Origin of the sequence: Lelliottia nimipressuralis (assembly GCF_004115925.1) — a bacterium.
Classification (GTDB): Bacteria; Pseudomonadota; Gammaproteobacteria; order Enterobacterales; family Enterobacteriaceae; genus Enterobacter; species Enterobacter nimipressuralis.
In genome coordinates, this window is sequence record NZ_SDDX01000008.1 from 455,151 (window position 1) to 480,814 (window position 25,664).

A 25,664-nucleotide genomic window follows, 5' to 3' on the forward strand; every position below is an offset into this window, starting at 1 on the left:
AATCTGTAAGCCGGGTAAGGCGAAGCCACCGCCCGGCCTGTGGAGGCGTGCTAGGCCAGCGGATTCACCAGCAGCTGCCCTACGGAACCGCGATCCGACATCTCCAGCGTCTGGCTGTGGAACAGGAACGGGAAGTGCGGCCATGAAGGCTGTCCGTAGTAGACCAGCAGCTCTACCTGCCCATCGACCCAGACCGTGTCTTTCCAGCCGCGATCCTCCGGGAACGGCATCGCGCCGTTGACGTTACGGATCAGGAAACTCACCCCTTCGATATGGAACGCCTGCGGCATCTCTGCACGCACCGTCCAGCGCTCCCAGGTGCCCTGCTGCGCTGTAATATCGATACGATTGACGTCCCACAGCGCACCGTTGATACCCGGATCGTCGCCGAGGCTGATATCACGACTGCGCACCGGCGTCCCGCTCAGGATCTCCTCCGGCAGCAAACGCATCGGCAGACTGTCCGTCACCAGCGGTAACAGACCCGTCGGACGCAGGGTCAACACCAGCGTAGACACCAGAATGCTCGACGGCTCGAAGAAGCCGCGAATACGATCCACGATGCTCGCCGCCTCGCCGCAGGTAATCGACACTTCATCCCCGTTGGTCATATCCACGAGGATTTCACGCCGCTCACCCGGCGCCAGCGCCAGCTGTTTAACGGAAACCGGCGCGGGTAAAAAGCCCTGATCGCCGGAGATCACATGCAGCGCGCGGCCATCGCTCATCTGCAGCTGATAGCGCCTGGAGTTGGACGCATTCAGCAGACGCAGACGGACCCAGCCGCGAGAGACTTCGACGTACGGGCTTTGCGCGCCGTTCACCATCAGCGTATCGCCGACAAAACCGCCGCTGCCCGGCTCGCTGTACTCCGGCGAGCCAAAGTTATCGAGGCGTTTGTCCTGAATGATGACCGGGAAATCATCGACACCGTAGTGGTTCGGGATCGGCAGCGATTTACTCACCTCGTCTTCCACCAGCCACATTCCGGCCAGACCGTTGTAGACCTGCTGCGCCGTGCGGTTTGGCGTGTTCGCGTGATACCACAATGTCGCGGCACTCTGGCGAATCGGCAGTACGGGTGCCCAGTCAGCGCTCGGCGTCATCATGCGCGCCGCGCCGCCCATCAGTGGGCCGGGGACCTGCAATCCGCTGATGGTCATGGCGACGTTTTCCGCCAGGCGGTTGCTGTAAATGAGCTTTACGTCATCCCCGCTCCAGACGCGGATCGTCGGCCCGAGATAGCGGCCATTCACCCCCCAGACCGATGCGCGCGTGCCCTGGGTAAAGGACCAGTGCGTGCGCTGCATGGTAAGGAAAAGCGGTTGCCCACGACGAGATTCCAGTAACGGCGGAATGGGCAGCGGCTGTTGCTGCCCGGCGGCGTTGGCTGTCAGCGGAACCGCGCCAGCACAAAGGGCGATTCCCGAAGCCTGAATAAACTGACGCCGACTGAGTGACATATTTGCTCCATGTGAAACGACGATAAAACGCGGGAATTCATTTCCCTGAAACTCCGGTTAAATCTTGCCGGAGGCTTCTCTCTCTGCGACTTCTTTGTCGAGCACTTCGATTTGACGCGCCATCAGCTCACGGCAATGGGCAGCCAGTTCACGCACCTGGTCTTTACCGTATTTGCTGGTGTCCACGGGTGGCAGCATCTCAACAATTACCAGCCCGTTTTTCAGGCGGTTAAGGTTAATTTTATTCGAAGTATTGGAAACACACACAGGAATAATTGGCACACCTGCAGCAATTGCGGCGTGAAACGCGCCAGTTTTAAATGGCAGCAGGCCGCGACCACGGCTGCGCGTCCCTTCCGGGAACATCCAGATAGAGATTTTGCGTTTCTTAAAGTGATTGACCACTTCGGCAATGGTGCTGTGCGCTTTGGCGCGGTTATTACGATCGATCAGCAAGTTACCCGTGAGCCAGTACAGCAGGCCGAAGAACGGCACCCACAGCAGGCTCTTTTTACCCACCGTGACCGTTGGCGGCAGCACGATGTTCGCGGCGGTGACCATATCGTAGTTATTCTGATGATTACCGATATAGATGGCGTTGCCGAAATTTTCTGCGCCTTCCGGCAAGCGGGTTTCGACCTTCAGGCCATACAGCGGCGCCAGTCGACCAAACATGCGGCCAAAGGTGGAGACATGCTTCGGGTTACGCGGGCTGAACAGGCAGTAAATGCAGCCGAACACGCAGACCAGAATGCAGTAGATAACGGTGAGAATTGCACGAACAATGAATAGCATAGCGACCTCAGAAGCCCTAACAGCTGACAATTATATACTCCAATGCCAGCCAGGTAAGGACTTTGTGTAAAGACAGATAATTTTAGCGAGAACCCCCTCCCGAACGGAGGGGGAGAGGCACATTACTCTTCGCTATCGCCCGATTTCGCACGCAGTGGAGAGTCAATCTCCACGCGGTCGATACGCTGCAGCCCGCGCATCAGCGAGCCGCGACGCCCGCGCTCGCCCACCACTTTCTGCAACTCTTCCGGACGCAGTTTGATCTTACGCTTGCCGACATGAATGGTCAGCGTGCTTTGCGGCGGCAGAATGAAGAGATGCGCCAGACCGTCTTCGCCTTTTGCGGCTTCCGCCGCCGGGATATTGATGATCTTGTTGCCCTTGCCTTTCGACAGCTGCGGCAGGTCGCTGACCGGGAACATCAGCATCCGTCCAGCCTGGGTGATCGCCAGCAGCATATCGCTGTCGTTCTCAATCACCAGCGGCGGCATAACGTGGGCGTTATCCGGCAGGCTGATCATCGCTTTACCCGCGCGGTTACGGGCAATCAGATCGTTGAAGGTACAGATGAAACCGTAGCCGGCGTCGGAGGCCATCAGCAGTTTCTGCTCTTCACCTTCCATCAGCATATGATCAACGGTCGCACCCGGTGGCAGCGTCAGCTTGCCGGTGATCGGCTCGCCCTGCCCGCGCGCCGACGGCAACGTGATCGGGTCGATGGCGTAGCTGCGCCCGGTGGAATCAAGGAACACCACCGGCTGGTTACTCTTGCCTTTCACCGCCGATTTGAAGCTATCGCCGGATTTGTAGCTCAGCCCCGGCGCGTCGATATCGTGGCCTTTCGCGCTGCGCACCCAGCCGCTCTGGGACAGCACGATAGTCACCGGCTCAGACGGCTGCATGTCGTGCTCGTTCATCGCTTTCGCTTCTTCGCGCTCCTGCAGCGGTGAACGACGGTCGTCGCCAAAGGCTTCCGCATCCGCCTGCAGCTCTTTCTTCAGCAAATTGCTCATCTTGCGTTCGGACGCCAGAATCGCCTGCAGCTGATCGCGCTCTTTCGCCAGCTCGCTCTGTTCGCCGCGAATTTTCACCTCTTCCAGTTTGGCGAGGTGGCGCAATTTCAGTTCGAGGATCGCTTCAGCCTGGGTTTCGCTAATGCCAAAACGTGACATCAGCGCGGGCTTCGGCTCATCCTCGGTGCGAATGATCTCAATGACTTCATCGATATTGAGGAACGCCACCAGCAAACCTTCAAGGATATGCAGGCGCTTAAGGACTTTTTCCAGACGATAGTTCAGACGACGGCGCACCGTATCGCGACGGAACGCCAGCCACTCAGTCAGGATCTCCAGCAGGTTTTTCACCGACGGACGACCATCCAGACCGATCATGTTCAGGTTGATGCGGTAGCTTTTTTCCAGATCGGTAGTGGCGAACAGGTGGTTCATCACCTGGTCCATATCGACGCGGTTAGAGCGTGGGACAATCACCAGACGCGTCGGATTTTCGTGGTCCGATTCGTCGCGCAGGTCATCGACCATCGGCAGCTTTTTATTGCGCATCTGGGCGGCGATCTGCTCCAGCACTTTCGCGCCGGACACCTGGTGCGGCAGCGCGGTAATGACCACGGCGCCGTCTTCTTTATTCCACACCGCGCGCATGCGCACAGATCCGCGACCGTTCTGGTAGATTTTGCGGATTTCAGCGCGGGAGGTGATGATCTCCGCTTCGGTCGGATAGTCCGGCCCTTGCACGATATCCAGCAGTTCATCCAGCGTGGTTTTCGGCTGTTCAATCAGGGTAATGGCGGCTTTCGCCACTTCACGCAGGTTGTGCGGTGGAATATCCGTCGCCATGCCAACCGCGATGCCGGTGGTGCCGTTCAGCAGGATATTCGGCAGACGGGCAGGCAGCATTTTCGGCTCCTGCATCGTGCCGTCAAAGTTTGGCACCCAGTCCACCGTGCCCTGGCCGAGTTCGCCGAGCAGCAGTTCTGCATATTTTGATAAGCGCGATTCGGTGTAACGCATCGCGGCGAAGGATTTCGGATCGTCCGGTGCCCCCCAGTTTCCCTGGCCATCGACCAGCGGATAACGGTAGGAGAAAGGCTGCGCCATCAACACCATCGCTTCGTAACAGGCGCTGTCGCCGTGCGGATGGTATTTACCCAGCACGTCACCCACGGTACGGGCGGATTTTTTGAATTTGGCGCTGGCGTTCAGGCCCAGCTCAGACATCGCGTAAACGATGCGACGCTGAACGGGTTTCAGGCCATCGCCGATAAACGGCAGTGCCCTGTCCATGATGACGTACATGGAATAGTTCAGATAGGCGTTTTCAGTGAATTCATGTAGCGCGAGGCGCTCTGCCATATCGCTCATTAAATGTCATTCCTCAACTCAGAAACCTGTGGGTTTCAGGCAATATTGCCGCAGATACTACCCTATCTGACGAGTTGAGTCACAAAGAAAAAGGGCCGCAGAATCGGCCCTTTTCGTCATTATTTGTTCAGTTTGATAACTTGTTTGACGTCGATTTCAAACTCATTCCACTCTTTATCGACCTTACCCTGAATCTCGACCTGATCCTGCGGGGTGATGGTCTGCCCGTTCCAGCGTTTGTGGTCAATTTCCACATTCACCGTACCGGTGGTGTCGCGGAACAGGTAGCGGTCGTCGGACAGGCGCTCGGTAATGTTACCGCGCAGTTTGACCCAGCTGTCGTCCTTCTGATCTTTGACTTTGGCCGCGGTGGTCAGGTTAGCGTTATTGTCCACAAATCCGCCCTGCTGGGTTTGGGTTTGCGCAGGCGTTGCAGATGGACCGTTAAAGCCGCCTTCTGCAGCAAATACCGGAGCCGTGGTCATCATCATGATTGCCGTAATAGCTGCGAATTTTCTCATCGTTATCTCTCCCTTTAATGTTGTTTAGAACGCCATTAAACAGGGTAAACCTTAACAACTTCTTAAGGGGAAAATTTAAATTTTTTGCTGTACAGCATGATGTCACAGGGGGTTTACTGCACATAAACCGCAGCATCAAGGAGGGGAACATGCGCATCTTACTGGTAGAAGACGACAGGCTGATTGGCGACGGCATCAAAGCGGGCTTAAGCAAAATGGGCTTTAGCGTTGACTGGTTTACCGACGGCAGCACAGGCAAGGCCGCGCTCTATACCGCCCCTTTCGATGCGGTGGTACTCGACCTGACGCTACCGGGCATAGACGGCCTCGACATCCTGCGCGACTGGCGCGAAAACGGGCGCAGCGAGCCGGTGCTGATCCTCACCGCGCGCGATGCCCTCGATCAGCGCGTCGAAGGTCTGCGTCTCGGCGCGGACGACTATCTGTGCAAACCCTTTGCCCTGGTCGAAGTGGCGGCGCGGCTCGAAGCACTGCTGCGCCGCAGCCACGGCAAATCCCGCAGCGAACTGCGCCACGGCAACGTGACGCTGGACCCCACAAGCCTGGTCGCTACGCTTAACGGCGAAACGCTGGCCCTCAAACCGAAAGAGTTCGCTCTGCTGGAGCTGCTGATGCGTAACGCCGGGCGCGTGCTGCCGCGCAAGCTTATCGAAGAAAAGCTCTATACCTGGGACGACGACGTCTCCAGCAACGCCGTCGAAGTCCACGTTCACCATTTACGCCGCAAGCTCGGCAGCCATTTTATCCGCACCGTTCACGGCATCGGCTATACCCTGGGTGACGCATGAAACTGACTCAACGCTTAAGCCTGAAACTGCGCCTGACGCTACTTTTTCTCGTGCTGTCCCTCGGCGCATGGCTGGCGGCAAGCGTGGTGGCCTGGCAGCAGACCACCCACAAGCTCGATAAACTGTTCGATACCCAGCAGATGCTGTTTGCCAAACGGCTGATGACCATGGATCTCGACGAGCTTAACGCGCCCATGCGGATGAGCGATGTGCCCAAAAAAGCCAAACACGGCCATCTTGATGACGACGCGCTGGCGTTTGCCATCTACGCCAGCGACGGGAAAATGCTGCTGAACGACGGTGAAAATGGCCGGGAAATTCCTTATCACTACCGTCGCGACGGATTTACCGACGGGCAGCTGAAGGACGACAACGACGCGTGGCGTTTCCTGTGGCTGACCGCACCGAACGGGAAATACCGGATTGTCGTCGGGCAAGAGTGGGAGTATCGCCAGGAGATGGCGCTGGATATTGTCACTTCGCAGCTGACCCCCTGGCTGGTGGCGCTGCCGCTGATGCTGCTTTTGCTGATTGTTTTACTCGCGCGCGAACTGCGCCCTCTGAAAAACCTCGCCCTGACCTTGCGCCGTCGTTCGCCCGACGCCACCGACCGGCTGGCAACCGATGGGCTGCCGACGGAGGTGCGCCCGCTGCTCGACGCCCTGAATCATCTTTTTGCCCGCACGCAGGAGATGATGACCCGCGAGCGGCGCTTTACCTCAGATGCCGCCCACGAACTGCGCAGCCCGCTCACCGCTCTGAAGGTGCAAACCGAAGTGGCGCAACTGTCGCTGGACGATCCCGAGGCGCAGGCGAAAGCGCTCAACCAGCTTCACGCAGGCATCGACCGTGCCTCGCGGCTGGTGGATCAGCTCCTCACGCTGTCGCGCCTCGACTCACTGGAAAACCTCGATGATGTTCAGACGATTGCGATGGCCGATCTGCTGCAATCGTCGGTGATGGACAGTTACCATTCGGCGCAGCAGGCGGGCATCGAATTGCGCCTCAACATTCACGCGCCTCAGGTGGCGCGCGCTGGCCAGCCGCTGCTGCTGAGCCTGCTGGTGCGCAACCTGCTGGATAACGCCGTGCGCTATAGCCCGCGTGGAAGCGTGGTGGATGTCACGCTGGATGCACAGAGTTTTACCGTACGCGACAACGGGCCGGGAATTTCGCCGGACGCTCTGGCGCGCATCGGCGAGCGTTTTTATCGTCCTCCGGGCCAGGAGCAGACCGGCAGCGGGCTGGGATTATCCATCGTCAAACGCATTGCGACGCTGCACGGCATGCGGGTAACGCTCGCCAACGCGCGCCAAGGCGGGTTTGAAGTGACAGTAAGCTGGTAGTTGGATTATTGCGCTATAAGCAAAAGACTTTGCACATTTTGCTCATTTTTCAGCACCGTTATTACGGGTAACATGACTGCCAAACTTGCCAGTCTGAGGACAAATTATGAGCAACATTCTGATTATCAACGGTGCGAAAAAATTCGCCCACTCTAACGGCCAACTGAATGACACCCTGACCGAGGTCGCGGATGGTTTCCTGCGCGACGCCGGGCATGATGTTAAAGTGGTTCGCGCCGACAGCGATTACGACGTCAAAACCGAAGTGCAGAATTTCCTGTGGGCCGACGTGATTGTCTGGCAGATGCCAGGCTGGTGGATGGGCGCGCCGTGGACCGTCAAAAAGTACATGGACGATGTCTTCACCGAAGGTCACGGTTCTCTGTACGCCAGCGATGGCCGCACCCGTTCCGACGCCTCTAAAAAATACGGTTCCGGCGGTCTGCTGCACGGTAAAAAATACATGCTGTCCCTGACCTGGAACGCGCCGCTGGATGCCTTCACCGATGAAGATCAGTTCTTCCACGGCGTTGGCGTGGACGGGGCTTACCTGCCGTTCCATAAAGCCAATCAGTTCCTGGCGCTGGAGCCACTGCCGACCTTTATCGTCAACGACGTGATTAAAATGCCGGACGTGCCGCGCTATATCGCAGAATATCGCAAGCATCTGGCTGAGATTTTTGCTTAACTGGTTATTCAATTAAGACCCAATTAATTCAAGTTGCAGCCAACGCAGCTGCAACTAGAAGTATGCCGGGTAGAGAAGGAGTTAACCATGCTTACCGTTATTGCTGAAATTCGCACTCGTCCAGGTCAACATCACCGTCAGGCGGTGCTGGATGAATTCGTGAAAATTATCCCGACCGTTCTGAAAGAAGAAGGCTGCCACGGCTACGCGCCGATGGTTGACGCCGCCGCAGGCGTAAGCTTCCAGACCACCGCGCCCGATTCGATCATCATGGTTGAACTGTGGGAAACCGTGGCACACCTGGAAGCGCATCTGCAAACCGCGCACATGAAAGCGTGGAGCGAAGCGGTGAAAGGGAACGTTCTGGAAACGCATATCCGTATTCTGGAGCAAGGGGTTTAAGTTTTTGTCTTTTGCCGGGCGACACCGCGTTTACCCGGCATTCAAAACCTGAGCCAAAGGCCCGGTAAGCTTAACGCCACCGGGCTTTTTTATTACCAGTACAACTTCCAGCTCTGGGTAAAACGCACCAGCGCCTCCACGTAGAAGTAATCCCCCCAGCTCGCGCACTCATCCACGCCTTTATTGCTCGCCAGATGGTAAACCGAGTGCTTCAGCAGCCCGTTACCCTTCTCGTCTTTACCCATCAGATAGTGACGGGTCAACGATGACATCATCCCTTTCGCCCACTCCAGATAGCGCTCGCGATCCGGGTCCGTCACCGGCAGGTGCTTAACCAATTCCAGCAGGCCGCACACCGCAATCGCCGCCGACGATGAATCGCGCAGGGCATCGGTGCCCACCAGCGCCAGATCCCAGTGACAAACGTAATCCTCCGGCAGGCGGTTCAGGAAATAGTTCGCCAGCCGTTTCGACAGGGCAATCATCGTCTCGTCGCCGGTATAGATGTAGCTCAGCAGGAAACCGTAAATTCCCCACGCCTGGCCGCGCGACCAGCAGGAGTCATCCGCGTAGCCCTGCTGCGTATTGCCGTAGCGCGGCGCACCGGTTTTGACGTCCATGTAGTAGGTGTGGAACGTCGACGCATCCTCGCGGATCAGGTAGGTCGCCGCCTGCATCACGTGCGCTTTCGCCGCGTCGGCAAAGCGCGGATCGCCGGTCTGCTCCGTCGCCCAGTAGAGCAACGGCAGGTTCATGTTGCAGTCGATGATCATTCGTCCGGCCTGCTCCGGGTCGGACAGATCGCCCCACGCCTGGATGATCTTCGCCTTCTCGTGGAAGCGCTCAAGCAGCGCTTCGGCGGCCAGCAGCGAGAAACCACGCGCCTCGCGATTGCCCGTCAGACGCCAGGCCGCCACGCACGACAGGGTATAGAGGAAGCCTAAATCGTGGGTATTGGTATCATGGCGCCCGGCGATGCGCAGGCCAAACGAGCGGACGTTTTTCTCGGCCAGCGCACGGAATTTCTCGTCACCGCTCATCTCCCACGCCAGCCAAAGCTGCCCGGTCCAGAAACTGGTGGTCCATTCCACGTTTTCCGTCAGGGGATAAAAGCCCTCTACACAGGTTTCAGCCGGGAATTTTTCACCGAACTCCGTTAAATGACGGCTAATCAGTTCGAGGACATGATCCCGCGCCGAGCTTAATGCATCACTGAACACGCGCGCATCAACGGGTGCAGGAATATCGGACAGGCGTTCCTCTGCGATACGATTTAACATATTTCGGTTCCTTCTTTGACAGCAAAAATTAGCGTGATGGATTTTGTTCTGCGATGTTGATGGCCTGCGCGCCGCGCCATTTGCTCTGGCAGGCAGATAAGGTAAAGGCAGAAATAAGGGTAAATGTCAGTGCCGTGGCACCCATGATGATATAAGTCTGCTCAAAGCCGATACGGTCATACATATATCCGGCAGGCGATGACACCACCACGTTTCCGACATACAGCATCGCCTGATAGCCTAATAAATACATGGTGGCGTTGACGCGTTTGTCGAAATGCTCAGCGATATATTTAAATACCGACACCAGCAGCAGACAGATTTCCAGGCCGTATAACGGTTTGAGAATCGAAATTAACAGGTGGGAATCGCACATGCCGGAAATAATCAGGCGTGCGCCCACCACTAATCCCACAATTAATAATCCGCGTTTGGCACCTATAAAGTTAACGAACAGCGGGATCACCATATACATCAGGAATTCCATCCCCGACTGTACCGTGCCCAGATAGCCAAAGACCGCGTTGCCCTGATGCACATCGTCGAAGAAGGTGACGAAGTAGCGCGAGAACTGCTGTTCAGCAATAAACATCATCCACGCCACGCCCGCCACATACAGGCAGAAGGCCCAAAACTTGCGATTACGCAGCAGCGCGTAGACGTCCGACGGCGCGATTTTCTCTTTGGTCAGCACTTCCCCGGCATGAACGGAGTTAGTGTTCACTTTCAGGTTTAGCAGGACAATCAGCATGATGACCGACGCGACGCTGCCCATAATAAAGTTATACGCCGGAGAGAGGTTAAACAGCAGGCCGGAGAAGGATGACGCCACCGCCCAGCCGAGGGAACCCCACATACGAATCTGACCAAACTCCATGCCATTCAACCGGCTAAAGCGATCGGAATAGGATTCGCACGCCGCCACGCCCGCATACCAGGCAAAGCTTAAATAGAGCGCACCGATAATAATCCCGAGCAGTGTGTTGGACATCAACAGCGGCTGATAGACGTAAATAAAGAACGGTGCCATCAGGGCCGACATGGCCACCACAAAATAGAGCAGATATTTGCTCATCCCGATTTTATCGAGAATATAGCCGTAAATAGGTTTCAGAATAACGGAGAAGACACCGTTAACCGCAAATACCGTACCAATCACCGAACCGCTCAGGTTCGCTTTTTGGCCGAGCCAGATGGCCAGCAGGCCAATACTGGCCGACCAGGTAAAGAAATAGAGAAAAATAAAGGTACTAATTTTGTAGTATTCGGTTTTATTCGTTGAGCTGATTTTCATAGAATCCTCGCCAACAGGTAGGGTCCAGAGTGTTTATATAAAGAACGACAACTGACGTTCGCTGCCCGGTTCGTGAATCACGACCTGGTTATTGTTTATTTTCAGCCGCGGCGTGACCGCGTAGTTTTTCTGCTCCCCGGAAGCGGTGACAGCGCAGCAGAGCCAGCTTTCCCCGACCGGAATTTGTGTGGCAAGCACGGGAATCGATGCGCATTGCGCAAACATCACGCTGCTGTTCGGCGGCGTAACAATGCTGTCGGGCTGGCGCGAAAGATTGGGCGACAGATCGACAATCACGCTGCTGCCAATTTCCGCATTCAGAACACAGCCGCGCGCCTGCAGGCGATGCGCCGTTTTGATCACCGCAAAGCCCCCTTCCACCGTCTGCAAGGTGCGCGCGCTATTGATGCGATGCAGACGCAGATGCCACTCGCCGAACGGCACCAGCCAGGTGTCGATCTGCACGTCGTGCCACGGCGACCAGCGCGAGAAAATGAAGTTCTCATCAACGCGCACCGCGTCGCAGTCGCGCCGACCCCGGAAATAGTTATCGCCATCACTGAGCAGCAGCATCGAGTCGCAGGCCGCGTGTTTGATGCCGTAGCGCCCGCGTTCAATGGTGAAACCAAAGCGGCTTGAGTAGGCAAATTTGGTGTACTTCGCCTCGGTGTTGACGTAATTGTTCAGCTCCAGCTGCCCGGCGGTGAGCAGGGTCGCGTGCTGTGAATTGTCGGCGTGGATCAGGATCTGCTGCGCGTTGGGGATAACGTGTTTTTCAGCGCGTTCCGGCAAAGGCTGTTCCTGTGCCTGCCAGAACGGATGATCTTCACCCAGCGCCAGGATCAGGTAGGTTTTCAGCGCCCAGTACGGCGATCCCGGCGAGTTGTAATCCTCGCACATCGCCAGATTGGGATAGGCAAATCCGAGCGTCAGAATACCGTCGCGATCGAGGATCGGCTGCTGCTGCCACCAGCGCAGATGACGCAGAATGATCCCTTTCACAATGCCCGGTGTGAATACATCCAGCTCAGAAAACGCCACCGCGCTCCAGAACGCGACCATCGCAAAACGGTAGGTCAGGCTGCGGCCAAAGGGGATCGATGCCCCGTCGGCGGCAGACATAAAGATAAAATCGTCGGCAAACTGGCGGGCGCGATCGCGCAGCACTGCGGCCCGCGCCTCGTCGCCGCTCAGGGTGGCGTAGATCAGGCCATAGAAGTGGAACGCCATCGAGATGTAATAGTCTTTCGGGCGGCCCACACCATCGGAATACCAGCCGTCGCCGATGTAGTAAGCGTCCATCAGCGCAAAGCGACGATCGATGGCAGACTGGTCGAACGGCAGTCCGGCGCGTTTAAAACCAAGCTGGACCATAATGGCAAAATAGTTCCAGTTGCTGTCCGGCATCTGGGCATCAGTGATCTGATTCAGCCAGGCGCGCAGGTTTTGCACCTCCCGCTCGCTGAAGAGATCCGTGAGCCGGTTTTGCAACAGCGCAAGCCCAAGGCCATAGGCCGCCATCTCCACCAGACGCTGATCGTAAGGCGCGGTTTCGCCCCAGTAACCGGCGCTTTGCGGGTCCGTCCCCTGTTTAATCGCAGTGATGTATTTCTCGCTGTAAGGCGTGCGCTCGCCGGAAGCCAGCAGCGGAAACAGCCCCCACAGGGCACGCGACAGCCCTTCCATTTCGGCAATATCCGTCGCGTAATGCGCGCAGGTATCACCCAGAGAAATGCGTGAACTGCCCGGCGCAAACTGCTTGTCCAGCGCGCCTAACAGGGTATTTAGCTCCGCCACCACATCCTGACGGGAAGACAACGGATTTGATGTTTCTTTCTTTGCCGCCCACATACGCTCGTCCTCGTAATCATCTGCGGCAAAGAATAGTGAATGCATAACCCTCAGAAATGTTAGCCGTGTCACAGGGAAGAGAGATGAATAAACCTGAAGTTGAGAAAATTTAAAAAGGTGGTTTATAACGAGAAAGAGACGGGGAAAAGTTGAGTTTTATTGCACTATGCGCGACACGCCAAAATCCGACCGTCTGGAGCTGATCGCCCTGAATGACACCATCGTGTCGTTCAGCCGCCTGTTCGCTAATACGGTGCGCTATCACCACTGGCATCAGTGTCTGGAAATTCTCTATGTCGAAGAGGGATTTGGCGTGGCGATTGTCGATAACCGCCACTACACCATGCGCCCCGGACGGCTGTTTTTCTTCCCGCCGTTCACCCTGCATAAGGTGATGGTGGATGAACAGGCCGAAGCGATTTATCGCCGCACCATTATCCATCTCGATCACCACGCGGTGCTGAAAGTGCTGCGAGATTTTCCGCAGGCGCAGCAGCGGCTGCAAAAACTGTCGCGACGCGGCGGGCCGGCCTGGGTCGCTGATGTTGCTCACTGTCAGGTGCACATCCATCACCTGCTGAGCTGCTACCAGCCGCCGATGAACAGTGAAAGTATCGCCAGTCTGCTGATTGCGCTGTTTGCCATGCTGCCGGACGACAGCGACGGCGCGCCCGGCAGCAGCCACGGCATCGCCAGCCAGGTGATGTTCTGGCTGGATGAGAACTATCAGGTTAAATTTAGCCTCGATGCGCTGGCGGCGGAACTGGGCAAATCCCGCAGCTACGTTTCCCGCAAATTCCATCTGGAAACGGGCGAGAAAATTCACGATTACCTGAATACGCTGCGGCTGCGAAGAGCCTGTGAATGCCTGTTACACAGCGAAGAGAGCGTGCGGGATATCGGTGCGCGGGTCGGGTTTTCTGACGTGACCTATTTTATCAGCGCCTTCAGGAAGGGCATCGGCGAGACGCCCCTTCAGTACCGAAAAAATCATTCGGGCCGTTGAGCGGTATTTTGCCCGGCAGCTTCACGCGCTTTTCTTCCCCGGCTTTAATCCACGGTGAAATTCATTGATGCGCTTCATGGACTTAATCGTGCGCTGCGGCGCGGTGGAGGCCACCGACAGCACAATCATCTCCAGGCACAGCATCACCGTACCATGCAGCGGGATTTTGCCTTTCTCATTGCCGCGCGGAACGTGGATCACCACGCTCGCCTCTTTACTGAAACGTGAATCGACGGCGTTGGTAAGCAGGATGGTTGGGATCCCCAGACGCCGCGCTTCACGAAGGGTCGTCTGCCCTTCCCGGTGCGCGGATTTTTGCGCCATCATCACCAGCACATCCCCGCGCTGGAGTTCGATCAGCTGCTCGGCAAGGTTAATTCCGGTGCGGTTCAGTGCCGTCGCCGGCAGGCCAATGCGACTGAACAGTCGCGCGGTGTATTCCGCCAGAATTCCCGACGCGCCGATGCCAAAAATCGCCACCTGCCGCGCTTCGCCCAGCAACGCCACCGCCTGCGCCAGGGCGTAGCGGTTGGCCGGTTCAGACAGCACTTCGCAGGTGTGCTGATGCCCTTCGAGGACGAAATCGATGCTCGAATTGACGTCGCTGGTCAGCGCTTTCACCGTGGTGGTGATCTTTTCGCTGGAGCTGAGCGTGGGGCCAAACCAGTGCTCAAGCGTCTGTTTGAGGTCGCGTAAACCGGCAAAGCCCAGCGCCTGAATCGCCCGCACCACGGTGGCATCAGAGGTTTTCAGCAGCGCGGCAATCTCCATCGCCGTCTGCTCCATCACCGCTTCGCGATTATCGTTGATGTAGCTGGCCACCAGCAGCAGACGCGGCGTCAGCTGATGCCCGCGAGCACGAAAACGCTCGCCGTAGAGATCGACCCGCGATTTGTCTTTTCTGATCATTTCGCCTCCGGCAGCGGACGCCCGGCGATTTGCGACTGCACCTGCGCCGCCATTAATCCCAGCGAGGCAAAGGAGTTGGAGATTGCCTCTTCGCGTGAGATCAGCACGTAATGTCCGGTGCGACAGGCATTAAGGAACTGACACCAGCCGGGCATCACCGCCTCCATCGCTGCCAGCTCATCCTGCGGTTTACCGCCCGTATCGCCGCGCCAGGTGGCGAAGACGAAATCCGCATCCAGCTCCGGCAGACGCTCAGCGCTGACGTCGATACGCCCGCCTTCAGGAATCGCGTCGATGAGTTTCGGGAAGGTGAATCCGGCATCGCGCAGTACGCGTCCCAAAGAGTGATAGCTGTGCATCACGGTGATTTTGCCCTGATTAGCCTGAATCACCGCGACGCTGATTTTGTGCGTATCAATCGTCGCTTTAAGCGCCTTGATCTGCTCCTGGTAGCGACGTTCAAGAATTTTCAGCCGCGCCTGCGTGCCGGTTAACTGCGCCAGCTTGCGGTAGATTTCCGGCGCCCCGCCGTCGAGGTGATCGATGCTCACCGTCGGCGCGATTTTCTCCAGCATCGCGACAGGCGTATTGCGGGTTGGTTCGGTGATGATCAGATCCGGCCTCGCGGCGGCGATGGCTTCAATATCGATATCCGCAGTGCCGATAAACTGAATCGCAGAGTTATCGAAATCCACGCCGGTCAGCAGCCCGCCGGAGCGAATAAAATGGCTGCCGTCCGGGCGCGTACGTCCGTGGCTCGCCACCGGCGGCACGCCGAGTTCAATCAGCGGAATAGTGATGTCGAGATCGTGCAGCGAGACGATGCGTTTCGGGTGCAGCGGCACCGTGACCGTGCGCCCCAGATCGTCGGTAAAGGTTTGAACAGGTTCAGCGGCGCTTGCGGAAAAGCCCGCCAGCAGCAGCAACATTAACACTACGCGCATAACACTCCCCTTTTAAAACCGGTCCCGGCGCGCCCAGAGCAGCACCAGGAAAAACGGCCCGCCAATCAGCGAGATAACAATGCCCGCAGGCAGTTGCAGCGGCAGAAACGCCAGCCGCCCGACATTATCTGCCAGCAGAACCAGCAGCGCGCCCAGCGCCGCACTGCCCACAAGCAACGTGGTCTGGCCGCCGCGCAGCAGAAAACGCGCCATGTGCGGCGCAATCAAACCGACAAATCCAATGCTCCCGACGCATGACACACAGGCGGCTGTCAGCAGCACCGGGGCCAGCACGCGAATCAGGGCCAGACGTGCGATGCGCACACCCAACCCGGTGGCCGTCTGGTTACCGAGCAGCGCGACATCTGCCGCGCTGGCCGTTAACAGCAGCAGCGCAGCCCCGGGTAGCGCCCAGCCTGCCGCCACGCTCACCAGCGGCCAGCTGGCGGCATGCAGGCTACCAGCCAGCCACAGCAGCGCGGTCTGCACGTCGCGCACGTCTGCCGTCGTCATAAAGACGCCCATTCCAGCGGAAAAGGTCCAGGAGACGCCGATGCCAATCAGGATAAAACGCGGACGAGAAATATCGCGGGCGAGCACCACCACCAGCAGCGCCGTCATCAAGCCGCCCGCCATCCCCACGACCGGACGCCAGAACACTGACATCGCCGGGAACTGGAAAATCAGCAGCAGTACCGCCACGCTACACCCCTCTTTCACGCCGATCAGCCCCGGATCGGCCAGACCGTTGCGGGTGATGGACTGCATCGCCGCGCCCGCCATGCCCAGCATCGCCCCGCAGAGCACAGCCATCAGCAGGCGCGGCAGACGGATATCCTGCACGATGTAGCGCGCGTCGGGGCTAAGAGCGTCAGGAGAAAACAGCGCGCGGGCCACGTCTGAGGTGGGAACCGGAAGCGTGCCGTGGGTCAGGCCCATGACCAGCAGCGCGGAGATCAACGCGGTTAAAACGGCTAACCCTGCCAGCGCTTTGGGGCGGATTAGGGTTGAAAATCGGCCCCAACGCAGCGGGCGCAATTCGGCGCGCAGAACGGCCCGGCTCATCGGAACATCCTCGCGGCAATCAGGATAAACACGGGCGCGCCCACCAGCGCGGTCATCACGCCGGTCGCCAGTTCGTGGGGCATAAACAGGGTGCGCGCGGCGATATCTGCCAGCAGTAACACCAGCGCGCCGCAGCAGGCCGAGAGCGGCACCATGACGCGCAAATCCACCGACACCAGACGGCGAATCAGCTGCGGAACGACGAGGCCGATAAACCCAATCGGCCCGGCGATCGACACGGCGGCACCGCACAGTAACGCGATGGCGATCAGCGCGAGTATCCGCGTGCGGATAAGGGACACGCCTAGCCCCTGCGCCATGCGATCGCCCAGCGCCAGCATGTTCAGGGAAGGTGAAATGGCTATGGAAAGGGCCAATCCGCCCGCCGCGACCCAGGCGGCGTTTTGCGTGGCCGCCCAGCTTAAGCCTGCCAGATCGCCCGCCAGCCAGGTGCGCATCGCCAGCAGGGTTTGTTCATCAAGGATCAGCACCGCTGCGGTGATGGATGAGGCGAAAGCCGACAGCGCCACGCCGCAGAGCGTCACTTTCATCGGCGTCAGGCCAGTGCGACCGGCAGACGACAGCGCGAGCACCAGCAGGAACAGGAGTGCCGCGCCCGCCGCCGCAATCAGCGGCCGCCCAAACGGCAGCGCCAGCCCGAGGGCGCTGGTTAAAACCACTGCCAGTGCGGCTCCGGCGTTTAGCCCCAGAATATGCGGTTCACCCAGTGGATTGCGGATCACCGCCTGCAGCAGTACACCCGCCACGCCGAGCGCAGCGCCGGTAGTAAGCGCTGCCGCCAGACGCAGCAGGCGCAGGTTGATGATCACATTGTGATCGAAGTTGCGCGGGTCAAACGCCAGAAACGCCTGCACCACGGTCTGCGGGGCGATAAACCGCGCGCCAAGGCCCAGATGGATAATCGCGCCCATAAGCAGCAGCGCCAAAAACAGGGCAGAAGCCAGTCCTGTGCGCATCATGCTTTTTCGCTGCCGCGACGAAATGGGATAAAGAACGGTTTGCCGGTCATCGGGTTGATCGACATTTGCACATCGACATCAAACACCGTTTTGATGAGTTCCGGCGTGCAGACGTCGCCCTCATGAAGCACGCCCTGCACTTTGCCTTCGCGTAAGAAGACCAGCGTATCGCCGTAGTTCACCGCAAAGTTCAGATCGTGGAGGACTACCACCACCGTACGGCCGTGGTGACGGGTGAGATCGTGCAGGAGTTCGAGGATCTCCACCTGATAGCGCAGATCGAGAAAAGTCGTCGGCTCGTCCAGCAGAATCACTGGCGTTTGCTGCGCCAGCGCCATCGCGATCCAGCAGCGCTGGCGCTGACCGCCCGAGAGACTCTCGACGGGCAGATGGGCAAAGGCTTGCGTGCCGGTCAGACGCAGCGCCTCTTCCACGGCCTGTTCGTCGGCATCGGTCCACTGGCGCATAAAATTCTGCCAGGGAAAACGCCCGCGCGAGATCAGCTCAAATACCGTCAGCCCTTCCGGCAGCAAAGGCGACTGCGGCAGAATGCCCAGTTCGCGTGAAACCGCTTTGGTCGGCTGGTCGTGCAGGACTTTGCCGTCGAGCAGCACCGCGCCGCCCATCGGCTGCAACAGGCGCGCCATCGTACTGAGAAGCGTCGATTTCCCGCAGCCGTTCGCCCCGACCAGCACGGTCATTTTTTCAGAAGGGATAGTGAGGGAAATATCATTGACGATAATTTTTTTCTGATAGCCAGCAGAGAGGTTTTCGACAACCACCCCCTGCTTTGTCGCGTTATGAGCCACGTGTGCGCCAACTTAATCAAATAACAAATAAATAAAAATAAATCTCATTCTCTTTTGTGAGTTTGCCGCTGCGCCATGTAGTAGTCAAGGGGATAAACACCCTGAAAAAACCAGGGATTAGTCGACCGATACGCATGTGATAAGAAAGTCATTAATTGATTATTTTCAGTCAATTACATTTTTTAGCAGCATCCCAGATCAGGTGATTTTTTGCTGTAGCCGAATTTTGCTTTTTTCCATTTACTACTACATTCCTGCATGATTGAATGATTCTCAATTACATACCCGACTCCGCACAGGCAAACGGGTAGCGCTTTACGGGCAATGACACACCATCTTCACCCGCGACCATGCGCGGGTATTTCGGGAAAACAGATCCAATGGCTATGTACACACCTTCATTCTCTGGGATTAAAGGGCGCGCGCTCTTTTCACTGCTGTTCCTCGCGCCACTGGCGCAGGCGGCTGACAGCACCACCGCGAAAGACGGCGAAACGCTGACCGTCACCGCCGATCCTTCCGCGAAAACCGATGCCACTAACGGCTATCAGCCGCTGAACACCTCCACCGCCACGCTCACGACTATGCCGATGCTGGACATCCCGCAGGTGGTCAATACCGTGAGCGATCAGGTGCTGGAAGATCAGCACGCCACCACGCTCGACGAGGCGCTGTACAACGTCAGCAACGTGGTGCAAACCAATACCCTCGGCGGGACACAGGATGCGTTTGTGCGCCGTGGTTTTGGCGCAAACCGTGACGGGTCGATCATGACCAACGGCCTGCGCACCGTGCTACCGCGCAGCTTTAATGCCTCGACGGAGCGCGTCGAAGTGCTGAAAGGCCCGGCGTCGACGCTGTACGGCATCCTCGATCCAGGCGGGCTGATTAACGTGGTGACGAAGCGCCCGGAAAGAGAGTTCGGCGGTTCGATCTCGGCGACTTCCACCAGCTTTGGCGGCGGCACCGGACAGCTCGATGTGACCGGCCCGATTGAAGGCACCCGTCTGGCGTATCGCCTGACGGGTGAGTATCAGAAAGAGGATTACTGGCGTAATTTCGGCAAAGAGCGCAGCAACTTTATCGCGCCGTCTCTGACTTGGTTTGGCGATGATGCTACCGTCACGGTGCTCTATTCGCATCGTGATTATCAGACGCCATTCGATCGCGGCACGATCTTCGATTTAACGACCAAACAGCCGGTTGATGTGGATCGCAAGACGCGCTTTGACGAACCGTTCAACATTACCGACGGTGAATCCGATCTGGCCCAGCTTAACGCGGAGTACCGTCTCAACAGCCAGTGGACCGCCAAATTCGACTACAGCTTTAGCCAGGATAAATACACGGATAACCAGGCGCGCGTGATGGCCTACGATTCCGCCACCGGCAATCTGACCCGCCGCGTGGACGCCACGCAAGGCTCGACTCAGCGCATGCACTCCACCCGCGCGGATCTGCAGGGGAACGTGGATATTGCCGGGTTTTACAATGAGATCCTGACCGGCGTCTCTTATGAGAATTACGATCTGCTGCGCACGGATATGATCCGCTGTAAGAACGTTAAAGATTTCAATATTTACAACCCGTCCTACGGCAATCTGAGCAAATGCACGACCGTGTCAGCATCGGACAGCGATCAGACCATTAAGCAGGAGAGCTATTCCGCCTACGTGCAGGATGCCCTCTATCTGACGGATAAATGGATCGCCGTCACCGGCCTGCGCTATCAGTCCTACACGCAGTATGCGGGGAAAGGCCGTCCGTTTAACGTCAATACCGACAGCCGCGATGACCAGTGGACGCCGAAAGCGGGGCTGGTTTACAAGCTCACGTCATCGGTGTCGCTGTTCGCCAACTATTCGCAGACGTTTATGCCGCAATCGTCTATCGCCAGCTATATTGGTAACCTGCCGCCGGAAACATCCAATGCCTACGAAGTGGGCGCGAAGTTTGACCTGTTCGACGGCATTACCGCCAATATCGCGCTGTTTGATATCCATAAACGCAACGTGCTTTACACTGAGAGCGTCGGTGATGAGACGGTGGCGAAAACCGCCGGGCGTGTGCGTTCGCAGGGTGTGGAAGTGGATCTGGCAGGCCGGTTAACCGAGAACACCAATGTGATCGCCAGCTATGGCTACACGGACGCGAAGGTGCTGGAAGATCCGGATTACGCCGGTAAACCGCTGCCAAACGTGCCGCGTCACACAGGTTCTCTGTTCCTGACTTACGACATTAATAATGTGATCGGCGGGAATACCCTGACGCTCGGCGGCGGCGGGCATGGCGTGAGTCGTCGCTCCGCCACTAACGGCGCGGATTATTATCTGCCGGGCTACGTGGTGGCCGACGCTTTTGCCGCGTACAAACTGAAGCTGCAGTATCCGGTGACGCTCCAGCTGAACGTGAAAAACCTGTTTGATAAGACCTATTACACGTCGTCGATTGGTACCAATAACCTGGGGAACCAAATTGGCGATCCGCGTGAAGTGCAGTTTACGGTGAAGATGGATTTTTGATGTAAAAAAGCCCGGTAGCGCTACGCTTACCGGGCTTAGCATTTATTCCCACTCCCTTTCGGGAGTGAGTCAGCATGAGGACATCAGGCCTCAATATCCGCCATATCGCCTTTTTCCTGCAACCAGTTACGTCGGTCTTCTGAACGCTTCTTGGCTAACAGCATATCCATCATTGCGTTGGTCTGCTGCTCGTCTTCGTCGCTGATAATCAGCTGCACCAGACGACGAGTATTAGGGTCCAGCGTGGTTTCACGCAGCTGCATCGGGTTCATTTCGCCCAGCCCTTTAAAGCGCTGCACGTTAGGTTTGCCTTTCTTGCGCTTCAGCTGCTCCAGCACACCCGCTTTCTCTTCTTCCGTCAGGGCGTAATAGACCTCTTTGCCGAGGTCGATACGGTACAGCGGCGGCAGCGCAACGTGAACGTGACCGTTCTTCACCAGCGCGCGGAAGTGTTTCACAAACAGGGCGCACAGCAGCGTGGCGATGTGCAGACCATCGGAGTCCGCATCCGCGAGGATACAGATCTTGCCGTAACGCAGCTGGCTTAAGTCGTCGCTGTCCGGATCGATGCCAATCGCAACCGAGATGTCATGCACCTCCTGAGACGCCAGTACTTCATCGGAGGAGACTTCCCAGGTGTTGAGGATCTTACCCTTCAGCGGCATGATCGCCTGATATTCACGGTCGCGCGCCTGTTTGGCTGAGCCGCCCGCCGAGTCACCTTCGACGAGGAACAGTTCGGTGCGATTCAAATCCTGCGCCGTGCAGTCGGCCAGTTTACCCGGCAGAGCCGGACCGCTGGTCAGCTTTTTACGCACCACTTTCTTCGCCGCGCGCATACGGCGCTGGGCGCTGGAAATCGCCATTTCAGCCAGCATTTCTGCCGTCTGAATGTTCTGGTTCAGCCACAGGCTGAAGGCGTCTTTGACCACGCCGGAGACAAAGGCCGCGCATTGGCGCGAAGAGAGACGCTCTTTGGTCTGACCGGCAAACTGTGGGTCCTGCATTTTGACCGACAGGACATACGCGCAGCGATCCCAGATATCTTCCGCCGACAGCTTCACGCCGCGCGGCAGGATATTGCGGTATTCGCAAAACTCACGCATCGCATCCAGCAGACCCTGACGCAGACCGTTGACGTGCGTACCGCCCTGCATCGTCGGGATCAGGTTGACGTAGCTTTCTGTCAGCAGCTCGCCGCCTTCGGGCAGCCACATGAGCGCCCAGTCGACCGCTTCCGTATCACCGGAGAAGTTACCGAGGAACGGTTTTTCTGGCAGGGTTGGCAGGCCGTTAATCGCTTCGCCCAGATAGTCGTTCAGACCATCCTGATAGCACCAGCGCTGCTCGCTGCCGTTCACTTCGTCTTTGAAGGTAATTTCAACGCCAGGGCACAGCACCGCTTTCGCTTTCAGAATGTGCGTTAAGCGCGAAACGGAGAAACGTGGGCTGTCGAAGAAGCTTTCGTCGGGCCAGAAATGGACGCTGGTCCCGGTATTGCGTTTGCCGCAGGTGCCGATGACCTGCAGGTCCTGAACTTTATCGCCGTTTTCAAAGGCGATGTTGTAGACCTGGCCGTCGCGGCGCACGGTCACTTCCACGCGCTTCGAGAGGGCGTTGACCACGGAGATCCCAACGCCGTGCAGGCCGCCGGAGAACTGGTAGTTTTTATTGGAGAACTTACCGCCCGCGTGCAGACGGCAAAGGATCAGTTCAACAGCAGGGACACCCTCTTCCGGGTGAATATCGACCGGCATACCGCGCCCGTCGTCGATCACTTCGAGGGACTGGTCGGCATGCAGGATCACATCGATGCGTTTGGCATGGCCTGCCAGCGCTTCGTCCACACTGTTATCAATAACTTCCTGGCCCAGGTGGTTTGGGCGAGTGGTATCGGTGTACATCCCAGGGCGGCGGCGAACCGGCTCAAGCCCGGTGAGTACCTCAATGGCATCAGCGTTATAGGTTTGCGTCATGATTTAGCTAGCAATTCGCATTGGTTGTCAGAGGCTGTGCAGCCCAAGAAAATCGACAATCTGGGTGAAATGATTCTCAAAGTCCGTGAAAGCATGGTTTCCGCCTTCTTCTACAGTCTGGCGGCAAGAGGCGTAATACGCCACCGCCTGGCGGTAATCCAGCACTTCATCACCCGTCTGTTGCAGCAGCCAGAGGAGATCTGGCGCGTCAAGCGGGTCTATTTGCATCACTTTGAGGTCGTAAATATGGCGAGACTCTAGCACATATTGCTGCCCGGTGTAGGGGTTCTCGTTCTGGCCGAGAAAGTCCGTCAACAGCTCAAACGGGCGTACCGCCGGGTTGACGACGACCGCTGGCAGCATAAAGCATTGGGACAACCAGGTGGCGTAATAGCCGCCGAGCGACGAGCCGACAACGCCGAAGGATTCGCCGCCGTGTTCCATCACGATGGACTCCAGCATCTCTGCCGCATCCGCCGGATACGGCGGCAGCTGCGGGACAATCATCTCGATATGCGGATGATGTTCGCTGAGCCACTGGCGAAACTGGGTCGCCTTTGCGGAGCGCGGCGAGCTGTTAAACCCGTGCAGATAAAGGAGCGTAGACATCAGTATCCTTCTGAAGCAGTGTCAGGACGGAACTGTGCCCCTTCCAGACGACACACTTCCGTGGTCAGCCGGCCATCCGCATGGAGTTCCAGCCAGCGCCATCCCGGCGCGATGGTATCTAAGGTGAAGTTGGCGCAGTGCGGTTTAAACTGCACACAGGTCGACGGCGTCGCCAGCAGACGGCGGCCATTCCAGTCGAGATCCTGTTCCTGATGAATGTGTCCGCACAGCAGATTGTTCACATGGGGATATTTCGACAGCACGCGGTCGAGCGCGGCAGAGTTGCGCAGGCTGTGCTGATCGAGCCAGCTGCATCCCGCCGGGAGCGGATGGTGATGCAGCAACAGCAGGGTATGGCGTTCGGGTGCGTCAATGAGTTTGCTTTCGAGCCACTCCAGCTGGAAATCGCTCAGCTCGCCGTGCGGCACGCCAAAGACCTGGGTATCCAGCAGCAGAATTTGCCAGTGATCGCCCACGAACACACGCTTGGCCGGTGAAATACCCGCGTCCTGAAGCGCGCTGTACATGGCGGGCTGAAAGTCATGATTACCCGGTAACCAGACGCAAGGCACGCTGAAGCTCGCGATCCCTGTAGCAAAATGCTGATAGGCCGCGGCGCTTTGATCCTGTGCCAAATCCCCCGTCGCAACGATCAAATCACAGTCGCGGTTTTCGAGGTGAATGGCATCAAGTACAGCCTGATAACTCTCCCAGGTATTCACACCCAGCAGCGTTTCATGCTTTTCGGCGAACAGGTGAGTATCAGTAATTTGTAATATCCTGACTGGCGCCCCACCAGCAACAGTCAGGTTCAACAGGCTTTCCAAATGGTGTCCTTAGGTAGGTTTATGACGCTAACAAACCGGAATCGCCATTGCTCCATGTGCTAAACAATATCTTAGCCAGTCAGCTAAAAACTGGTTAATTTGATGCTTTTCGTCGCGTTGATGCAACTTTTTATTAGGATAATCATATCGCGCTTTGAAGCGAAAGATCTGCTGACTCGAACACACTTCAGCCACCATCGCGTCGTGATAAAGCCTGACGGTCATCGACGGCAGGCTCCAGTAGCTGACGGACGGCGCCGTTTGTTTAATCTCGACCAGCGTAGTGTAGCGAGTGGATTCCACAATCGTTAATCGATATTGCGCATTGCTCACCTGATAGCTCACCGTTTCGCCGGCCGCATCGGTGCGCGGCAAAAGGCGACGTAATTGTGCGAAGTTGGTCTCGCACAGACGCATCATTTCTGGGAAGTCAGGTGTATAACGCTTCATTTTTTCCACTCTTTTCGTAAGTCTTGATAATGCAGCTGTAGCCATTGCAAAGCGATGACAGACGCTGCGTTGTCGATTTTCCCCTCATTGACCCATTGATAAGCCTGCTCCCGACTCACCACATGAACACGAATATCTTCGTTTTCATCTGCCAGACCGTGAATACCTTGTGCGGTCGTGGCGTCCACTTCACCCACCAGAATGGAAGAGCGCTCGGTGGTGCCACCTGGGCTTGCCAGATAGCTCAGCACCGGTTTGGTCCGGCCGACAATCAGCCCGGCTTCTTCCTGCGCCTCGCGGCGGGCGACCTCTTCCGGCGTTTCGCCCTCTTCGATCATTCCCGCGACGATCTCCAGCAGCCATGGGCTTTCGCTGGTATCCAGCGCGGCAATTCGAATCTGTTCAATCAATACCACTTCGTCACGCACTGGGTCAAAGGGTAGCAAGACTGCGGCATGCCCGCGCTCAAAAATTTCACGTCGAACTTCGCCACTCATTTCACCGTTAAACAGGCGATGCCTAAAACGGTAAAGTTCCAGTGAAAAAAAACCGCTATAAAGCGTTTCCCGTGCAATAATTTCTACATCGTTTTTAGAGAGCGTCACTGGCAACTTATCTGGTTTTTGCATGGCGATATCCTAGTCACAATTGTGTTGAAATCATGAATTTCAAGGCTGTTTGGCTGCCGTTTGACAGGCTATATGATAGATTGGTGCAAATTACCGCCAGATGGCACG

Annotated in this window: 23 protein-coding genes; 6 read left to right on the top strand and 17 right to left on the bottom strand. The window is 57.3% G+C overall.

Annotation, left to right across the window (positions count from 1 at the left end):
- Positions 1-50: 50 nt before the first annotated feature.
- From ftsP to ETG88_RS08455, 4 genes are all read right to left on the bottom strand, one after another.
- On the bottom strand, positions 51-1,463 hold the full coding sequence (ftsP, locus tag ETG88_RS08440; protein WP_129035163.1) for a cell division protein FtsP: 1,413 nt from the start codon (positions 1,461-1,463) through the stop codon (positions 51-53).
- A 57-nt stretch (positions 1,464-1,520) separates the two neighbouring features.
- A complete protein-coding gene (gene plsC / locus ETG88_RS08445; RefSeq protein WP_100778914.1) occupies positions 1,521-2,258 on the bottom strand; it encodes a 1-acylglycerol-3-phosphate O-acyltransferase in 738 nt (245 codons plus the stop codon).
- A gap of 122 nt (positions 2,259-2,380) precedes the next feature.
- Positions 2,381-4,639 carry a DNA topoisomerase IV subunit A gene (gene parC, locus ETG88_RS08450; RefSeq protein ID WP_100778913.1) on the bottom strand — a complete coding sequence of 753 codons (2,259 nt, stop codon included), beginning with the start codon at positions 4,637-4,639 and terminating at the stop codon, positions 2,381-2,383.
- Between the two features lie 119 nt (positions 4,640-4,758).
- On the bottom strand, positions 4,759-5,160 hold the full coding sequence (locus tag ETG88_RS08455) for a YgiW/YdeI family stress tolerance OB fold protein (protein WP_129035164.1): 402 nt from the start codon (positions 5,158-5,160) through the stop codon (positions 4,759-4,761).
- A gap of 149 nt (positions 5,161-5,309) precedes the next feature.
- Between ETG88_RS08455 and qseB the strand changes: the two genes are divergently transcribed.
- The 4 genes from qseB (at position 5,310) to ETG88_RS08475 (ending at position 8,405) form a co-directional block, all read left to right on the top strand.
- Positions 5,310-5,969 carry a quorum sensing response regulator transcription factor QseB gene (qseB, locus tag ETG88_RS08460; RefSeq protein ID WP_129035165.1) on the top strand — a complete coding sequence of 220 codons (660 nt, stop codon included), beginning with the start codon at positions 5,310-5,312 and terminating at the stop codon, positions 5,967-5,969.
- Entirely contained in the window at positions 5,966-7,315 is a 1,350-nt protein-coding gene (gene qseC / locus ETG88_RS08465) for a quorum sensing histidine kinase QseC (protein ID WP_129035166.1), read from the top strand. Before qseB ends, qseC begins: the two co-directional genes overlap by 4 nt.
- 106 nt (positions 7,316-7,421) lie before the next feature.
- Positions 7,422-8,003, top strand: a complete 582-nt coding sequence (locus tag ETG88_RS08470; RefSeq protein ID WP_100778909.1) for an NAD(P)H-dependent oxidoreductase — start codon at positions 7,422-7,424, stop codon at positions 8,001-8,003.
- A gap of 87 nt (positions 8,004-8,090) precedes the next feature.
- A complete protein-coding gene (locus tag ETG88_RS08475) occupies positions 8,091-8,405 on the top strand; it encodes a putative quinol monooxygenase (RefSeq protein WP_100778908.1) in 315 nt (104 codons plus the stop codon).
- A gap of 92 nt (positions 8,406-8,497) precedes the next feature.
- Here the strand turns inward: ETG88_RS08475 and ETG88_RS08480 are convergent, their stop codons facing one another.
- From ETG88_RS08480 to ETG88_RS08490, 3 genes are read right to left on the bottom strand one after another with little or no spacing between them, the layout of a single operon-like run.
- Positions 8,498-9,685 carry a glycoside hydrolase family 88 protein gene (locus ETG88_RS08480; RefSeq protein WP_129035167.1) on the bottom strand — a complete coding sequence of 396 codons (1,188 nt, stop codon included), beginning with the start codon at positions 9,683-9,685 and terminating at the stop codon, positions 8,498-8,500.
- Positions 9,686-9,713: 28 nt separating this feature from the next.
- Complete coding sequence (locus ETG88_RS08485; protein ID WP_100778906.1) at positions 9,714-10,979, bottom strand: oligosaccharide MFS transporter; 1,266 nt, start codon at positions 10,977-10,979, stop codon at positions 9,714-9,716.
- 33 nt (positions 10,980-11,012) lie between these two features.
- Positions 11,013-12,830, bottom strand: coding sequence for a DUF2264 domain-containing protein (locus tag ETG88_RS08490; RefSeq protein WP_129035196.1), 1,818 nt, complete (start codon positions 12,828-12,830; stop codon positions 11,013-11,015).
- Positions 12,831-12,996: 166 nt separating this feature from the next.
- Here ETG88_RS08490 and ETG88_RS08495 point away from each other — a divergent pair, with 166 nt between their 5' ends.
- Positions 12,997-13,836, top strand: coding sequence for a helix-turn-helix transcriptional regulator (locus tag ETG88_RS08495; protein WP_129035168.1), 840 nt, complete (start codon positions 12,997-12,999; stop codon positions 13,834-13,836).
- Positions 13,837-13,857: 21 nt separating this feature from the next.
- Here ETG88_RS08495 and ETG88_RS08500 read toward each other — a convergent pair whose 3' ends face one another.
- The 5 genes from ETG88_RS08500 to ETG88_RS08520 are packed head-to-tail and all read right to left on the bottom strand — an operon-like array spanning position 13,858 to position 18,543.
- A complete protein-coding gene (locus tag ETG88_RS08500) occupies positions 13,858-14,745 on the bottom strand; it encodes a MurR/RpiR family transcriptional regulator (protein ID WP_100778903.1) in 888 nt (295 codons plus the stop codon).
- Entirely contained in the window at positions 14,742-15,689 is a 948-nt protein-coding gene (locus ETG88_RS08505; RefSeq protein ID WP_102104779.1) for an iron-siderophore ABC transporter substrate-binding protein, read from the bottom strand. The genes ETG88_RS08500 and ETG88_RS08505 overlap by 4 nt, the downstream gene beginning before the upstream one ends.
- Positions 15,690-15,701: 12 nt before the next feature.
- Positions 15,702-16,754 (bottom strand): FecCD family ABC transporter permease, encoded by a 1,053-nt coding sequence (locus ETG88_RS08510; RefSeq protein ID WP_129035169.1) that lies wholly within the window; start codon positions 16,752-16,754, stop codon positions 15,702-15,704.
- Positions 16,751-17,734 (bottom strand): FecCD family ABC transporter permease, encoded by a 984-nt coding sequence (locus tag ETG88_RS08515; RefSeq protein WP_129035170.1) that lies wholly within the window; start codon positions 17,732-17,734, stop codon positions 16,751-16,753. The genes ETG88_RS08510 and ETG88_RS08515 overlap by 4 nt, the downstream gene beginning before the upstream one ends.
- Positions 17,731-18,543, bottom strand: coding sequence for an ABC transporter ATP-binding protein (locus ETG88_RS08520; protein ID WP_129035171.1), 813 nt, complete (start codon positions 18,541-18,543; stop codon positions 17,731-17,733). Before ETG88_RS08520 ends, ETG88_RS08515 begins: the two co-directional genes overlap by 4 nt.
- Positions 18,544-18,923: 380 nt before the next feature.
- Between ETG88_RS08520 and ETG88_RS08525 the strand changes: the two genes are divergently transcribed.
- A complete protein-coding gene (locus tag ETG88_RS08525) occupies positions 18,924-21,065 on the top strand; it encodes a TonB-dependent siderophore receptor (protein ID WP_129035172.1) in 2,142 nt (713 codons plus the stop codon).
- 83 nt (positions 21,066-21,148) lie between these two features.
- Here the strand turns inward: ETG88_RS08525 and parE are convergent, their stop codons facing one another.
- Genes parE through nudF form a run of 5 tightly spaced genes read right to left on the bottom strand, consistent with a single transcriptional unit; the run spans position 21,149 to position 25,556 of the window.
- Positions 21,149-23,041, bottom strand: coding sequence for a DNA topoisomerase IV subunit B (gene parE / locus ETG88_RS08530; RefSeq protein WP_129035173.1), 1,893 nt, complete (start codon positions 23,039-23,041; stop codon positions 21,149-21,151).
- Between the two features lie 27 nt (positions 23,042-23,068).
- Positions 23,069-23,650 carry an esterase YqiA gene (gene yqiA, locus ETG88_RS08535; RefSeq protein WP_102104785.1) on the bottom strand — a complete coding sequence of 194 codons (582 nt, stop codon included), beginning with the start codon at positions 23,648-23,650 and terminating at the stop codon, positions 23,069-23,071.
- Positions 23,650-24,477 (bottom strand): 3',5'-cyclic-AMP phosphodiesterase, encoded by an 828-nt coding sequence (cpdA, locus tag ETG88_RS08540; protein ID WP_100778895.1) that lies wholly within the window; start codon positions 24,475-24,477, stop codon positions 23,650-23,652. Before cpdA ends, yqiA begins: the two co-directional genes overlap by 1 nt.
- Before the next feature lie 27 nt (positions 24,478-24,504).
- Positions 24,505-24,927 (bottom strand): DUF1249 family protein, encoded by a 423-nt coding sequence (locus ETG88_RS08545; protein WP_102104786.1) that lies wholly within the window; start codon positions 24,925-24,927, stop codon positions 24,505-24,507.
- Entirely contained in the window at positions 24,924-25,556 is a 633-nt protein-coding gene (nudF, locus tag ETG88_RS08550; RefSeq protein WP_100778894.1) for an ADP-ribose diphosphatase, read from the bottom strand. The genes ETG88_RS08545 and nudF overlap by 4 nt, the downstream gene beginning before the upstream one ends.
- Between the last annotated feature and the right edge of the window lie 108 nt (positions 25,557-25,664).

Excerpts from the sequence above, each read along its gene's own strand:
- ftsP (WP_129035163.1), bottom strand. The coding sequence starts at position 1,463 with ATGTCACTCAGTCGGCGTCAGTTTATTCAGGCTTCGGGAATCGCCCTT.
- plsC (WP_100778914.1), bottom strand. The coding sequence starts at position 2,258 with ATGCTATTCATTGTTCGTGCAATTCTCACCGTTATCTACTGCATTCTG.
- parC (WP_100778913.1), bottom strand. The coding sequence starts at position 4,639 with ATGAGCGATATGGCAGAGCGCCTCGCGCTACATGAATTCACTGAAAAC.
- ETG88_RS08455 (WP_129035164.1), bottom strand. The coding sequence starts at position 5,160 with ATGAGAAAATTCGCAGCTATTACGGCAATCATGATGATGACCACGGCT.
- qseB (WP_129035165.1), top strand. The coding sequence starts at position 5,310 with ATGCGCATCTTACTGGTAGAAGACGACAGGCTGATTGGCGACGGCATC.
- qseC (WP_129035166.1), top strand. The coding sequence starts at position 5,966 with ATGAAACTGACTCAACGCTTAAGCCTGAAACTGCGCCTGACGCTACTT.
- ETG88_RS08470 (WP_100778909.1), top strand. The coding sequence starts at position 7,422 with ATGAGCAACATTCTGATTATCAACGGTGCGAAAAAATTCGCCCACTCT.
- ETG88_RS08475 (WP_100778908.1), top strand. The coding sequence starts at position 8,091 with ATGCTTACCGTTATTGCTGAAATTCGCACTCGTCCAGGTCAACATCAC.
- ETG88_RS08480 (WP_129035167.1), bottom strand. The coding sequence starts at position 9,685 with ATGTTAAATCGTATCGCAGAGGAACGCCTGTCCGATATTCCTGCACCC.
- ETG88_RS08485 (WP_100778906.1), bottom strand. The coding sequence starts at position 10,979 with ATGAAAATCAGCTCAACGAATAAAACCGAATACTACAAAATTAGTACC.
- ETG88_RS08490 (WP_129035196.1), bottom strand. The coding sequence starts at position 12,830 with ATGTGGGCGGCAAAGAAAGAAACATCAAATCCGTTGTCTTCCCGTCAG.
- ETG88_RS08495 (WP_129035168.1), top strand. The coding sequence starts at position 12,997 with ATGCGCGACACGCCAAAATCCGACCGTCTGGAGCTGATCGCCCTGAAT.
- ETG88_RS08500 (WP_100778903.1), bottom strand. The coding sequence starts at position 14,745 with ATGATCAGAAAAGACAAATCGCGGGTCGATCTCTACGGCGAGCGTTTT.
- ETG88_RS08505 (WP_102104779.1), bottom strand. The coding sequence starts at position 15,689 with ATGCGCGTAGTGTTAATGTTGCTGCTGCTGGCGGGCTTTTCCGCAAGC.
- ETG88_RS08510 (WP_129035169.1), bottom strand. The coding sequence starts at position 16,754 with ATGAGCCGGGCCGTTCTGCGCGCCGAATTGCGCCCGCTGCGTTGGGGC.
- ETG88_RS08515 (WP_129035170.1), bottom strand. The coding sequence starts at position 17,734 with ATGATGCGCACAGGACTGGCTTCTGCCCTGTTTTTGGCGCTGCTGCTT.
- ETG88_RS08525 (WP_129035172.1), top strand. The coding sequence starts at position 18,924 with ATGGCTATGTACACACCTTCATTCTCTGGGATTAAAGGGCGCGCGCTC.
- parE (WP_129035173.1), bottom strand. The coding sequence starts at position 23,041 with ATGACGCAAACCTATAACGCTGATGCCATTGAGGTACTCACCGGGCTT.
- yqiA (WP_102104785.1), bottom strand. The coding sequence starts at position 23,650 with ATGTCTACGCTCCTTTATCTGCACGGGTTTAACAGCTCGCCGCGCTCC.
- ETG88_RS08545 (WP_102104786.1), bottom strand. The coding sequence starts at position 24,927 with ATGAAGCGTTATACACCTGACTTCCCAGAAATGATGCGTCTGTGCGAG.
- nudF (WP_100778894.1), bottom strand. The coding sequence starts at position 25,556 with ATGCAAAAACCAGATAAGTTGCCAGTGACGCTCTCTAAAAACGATGTA.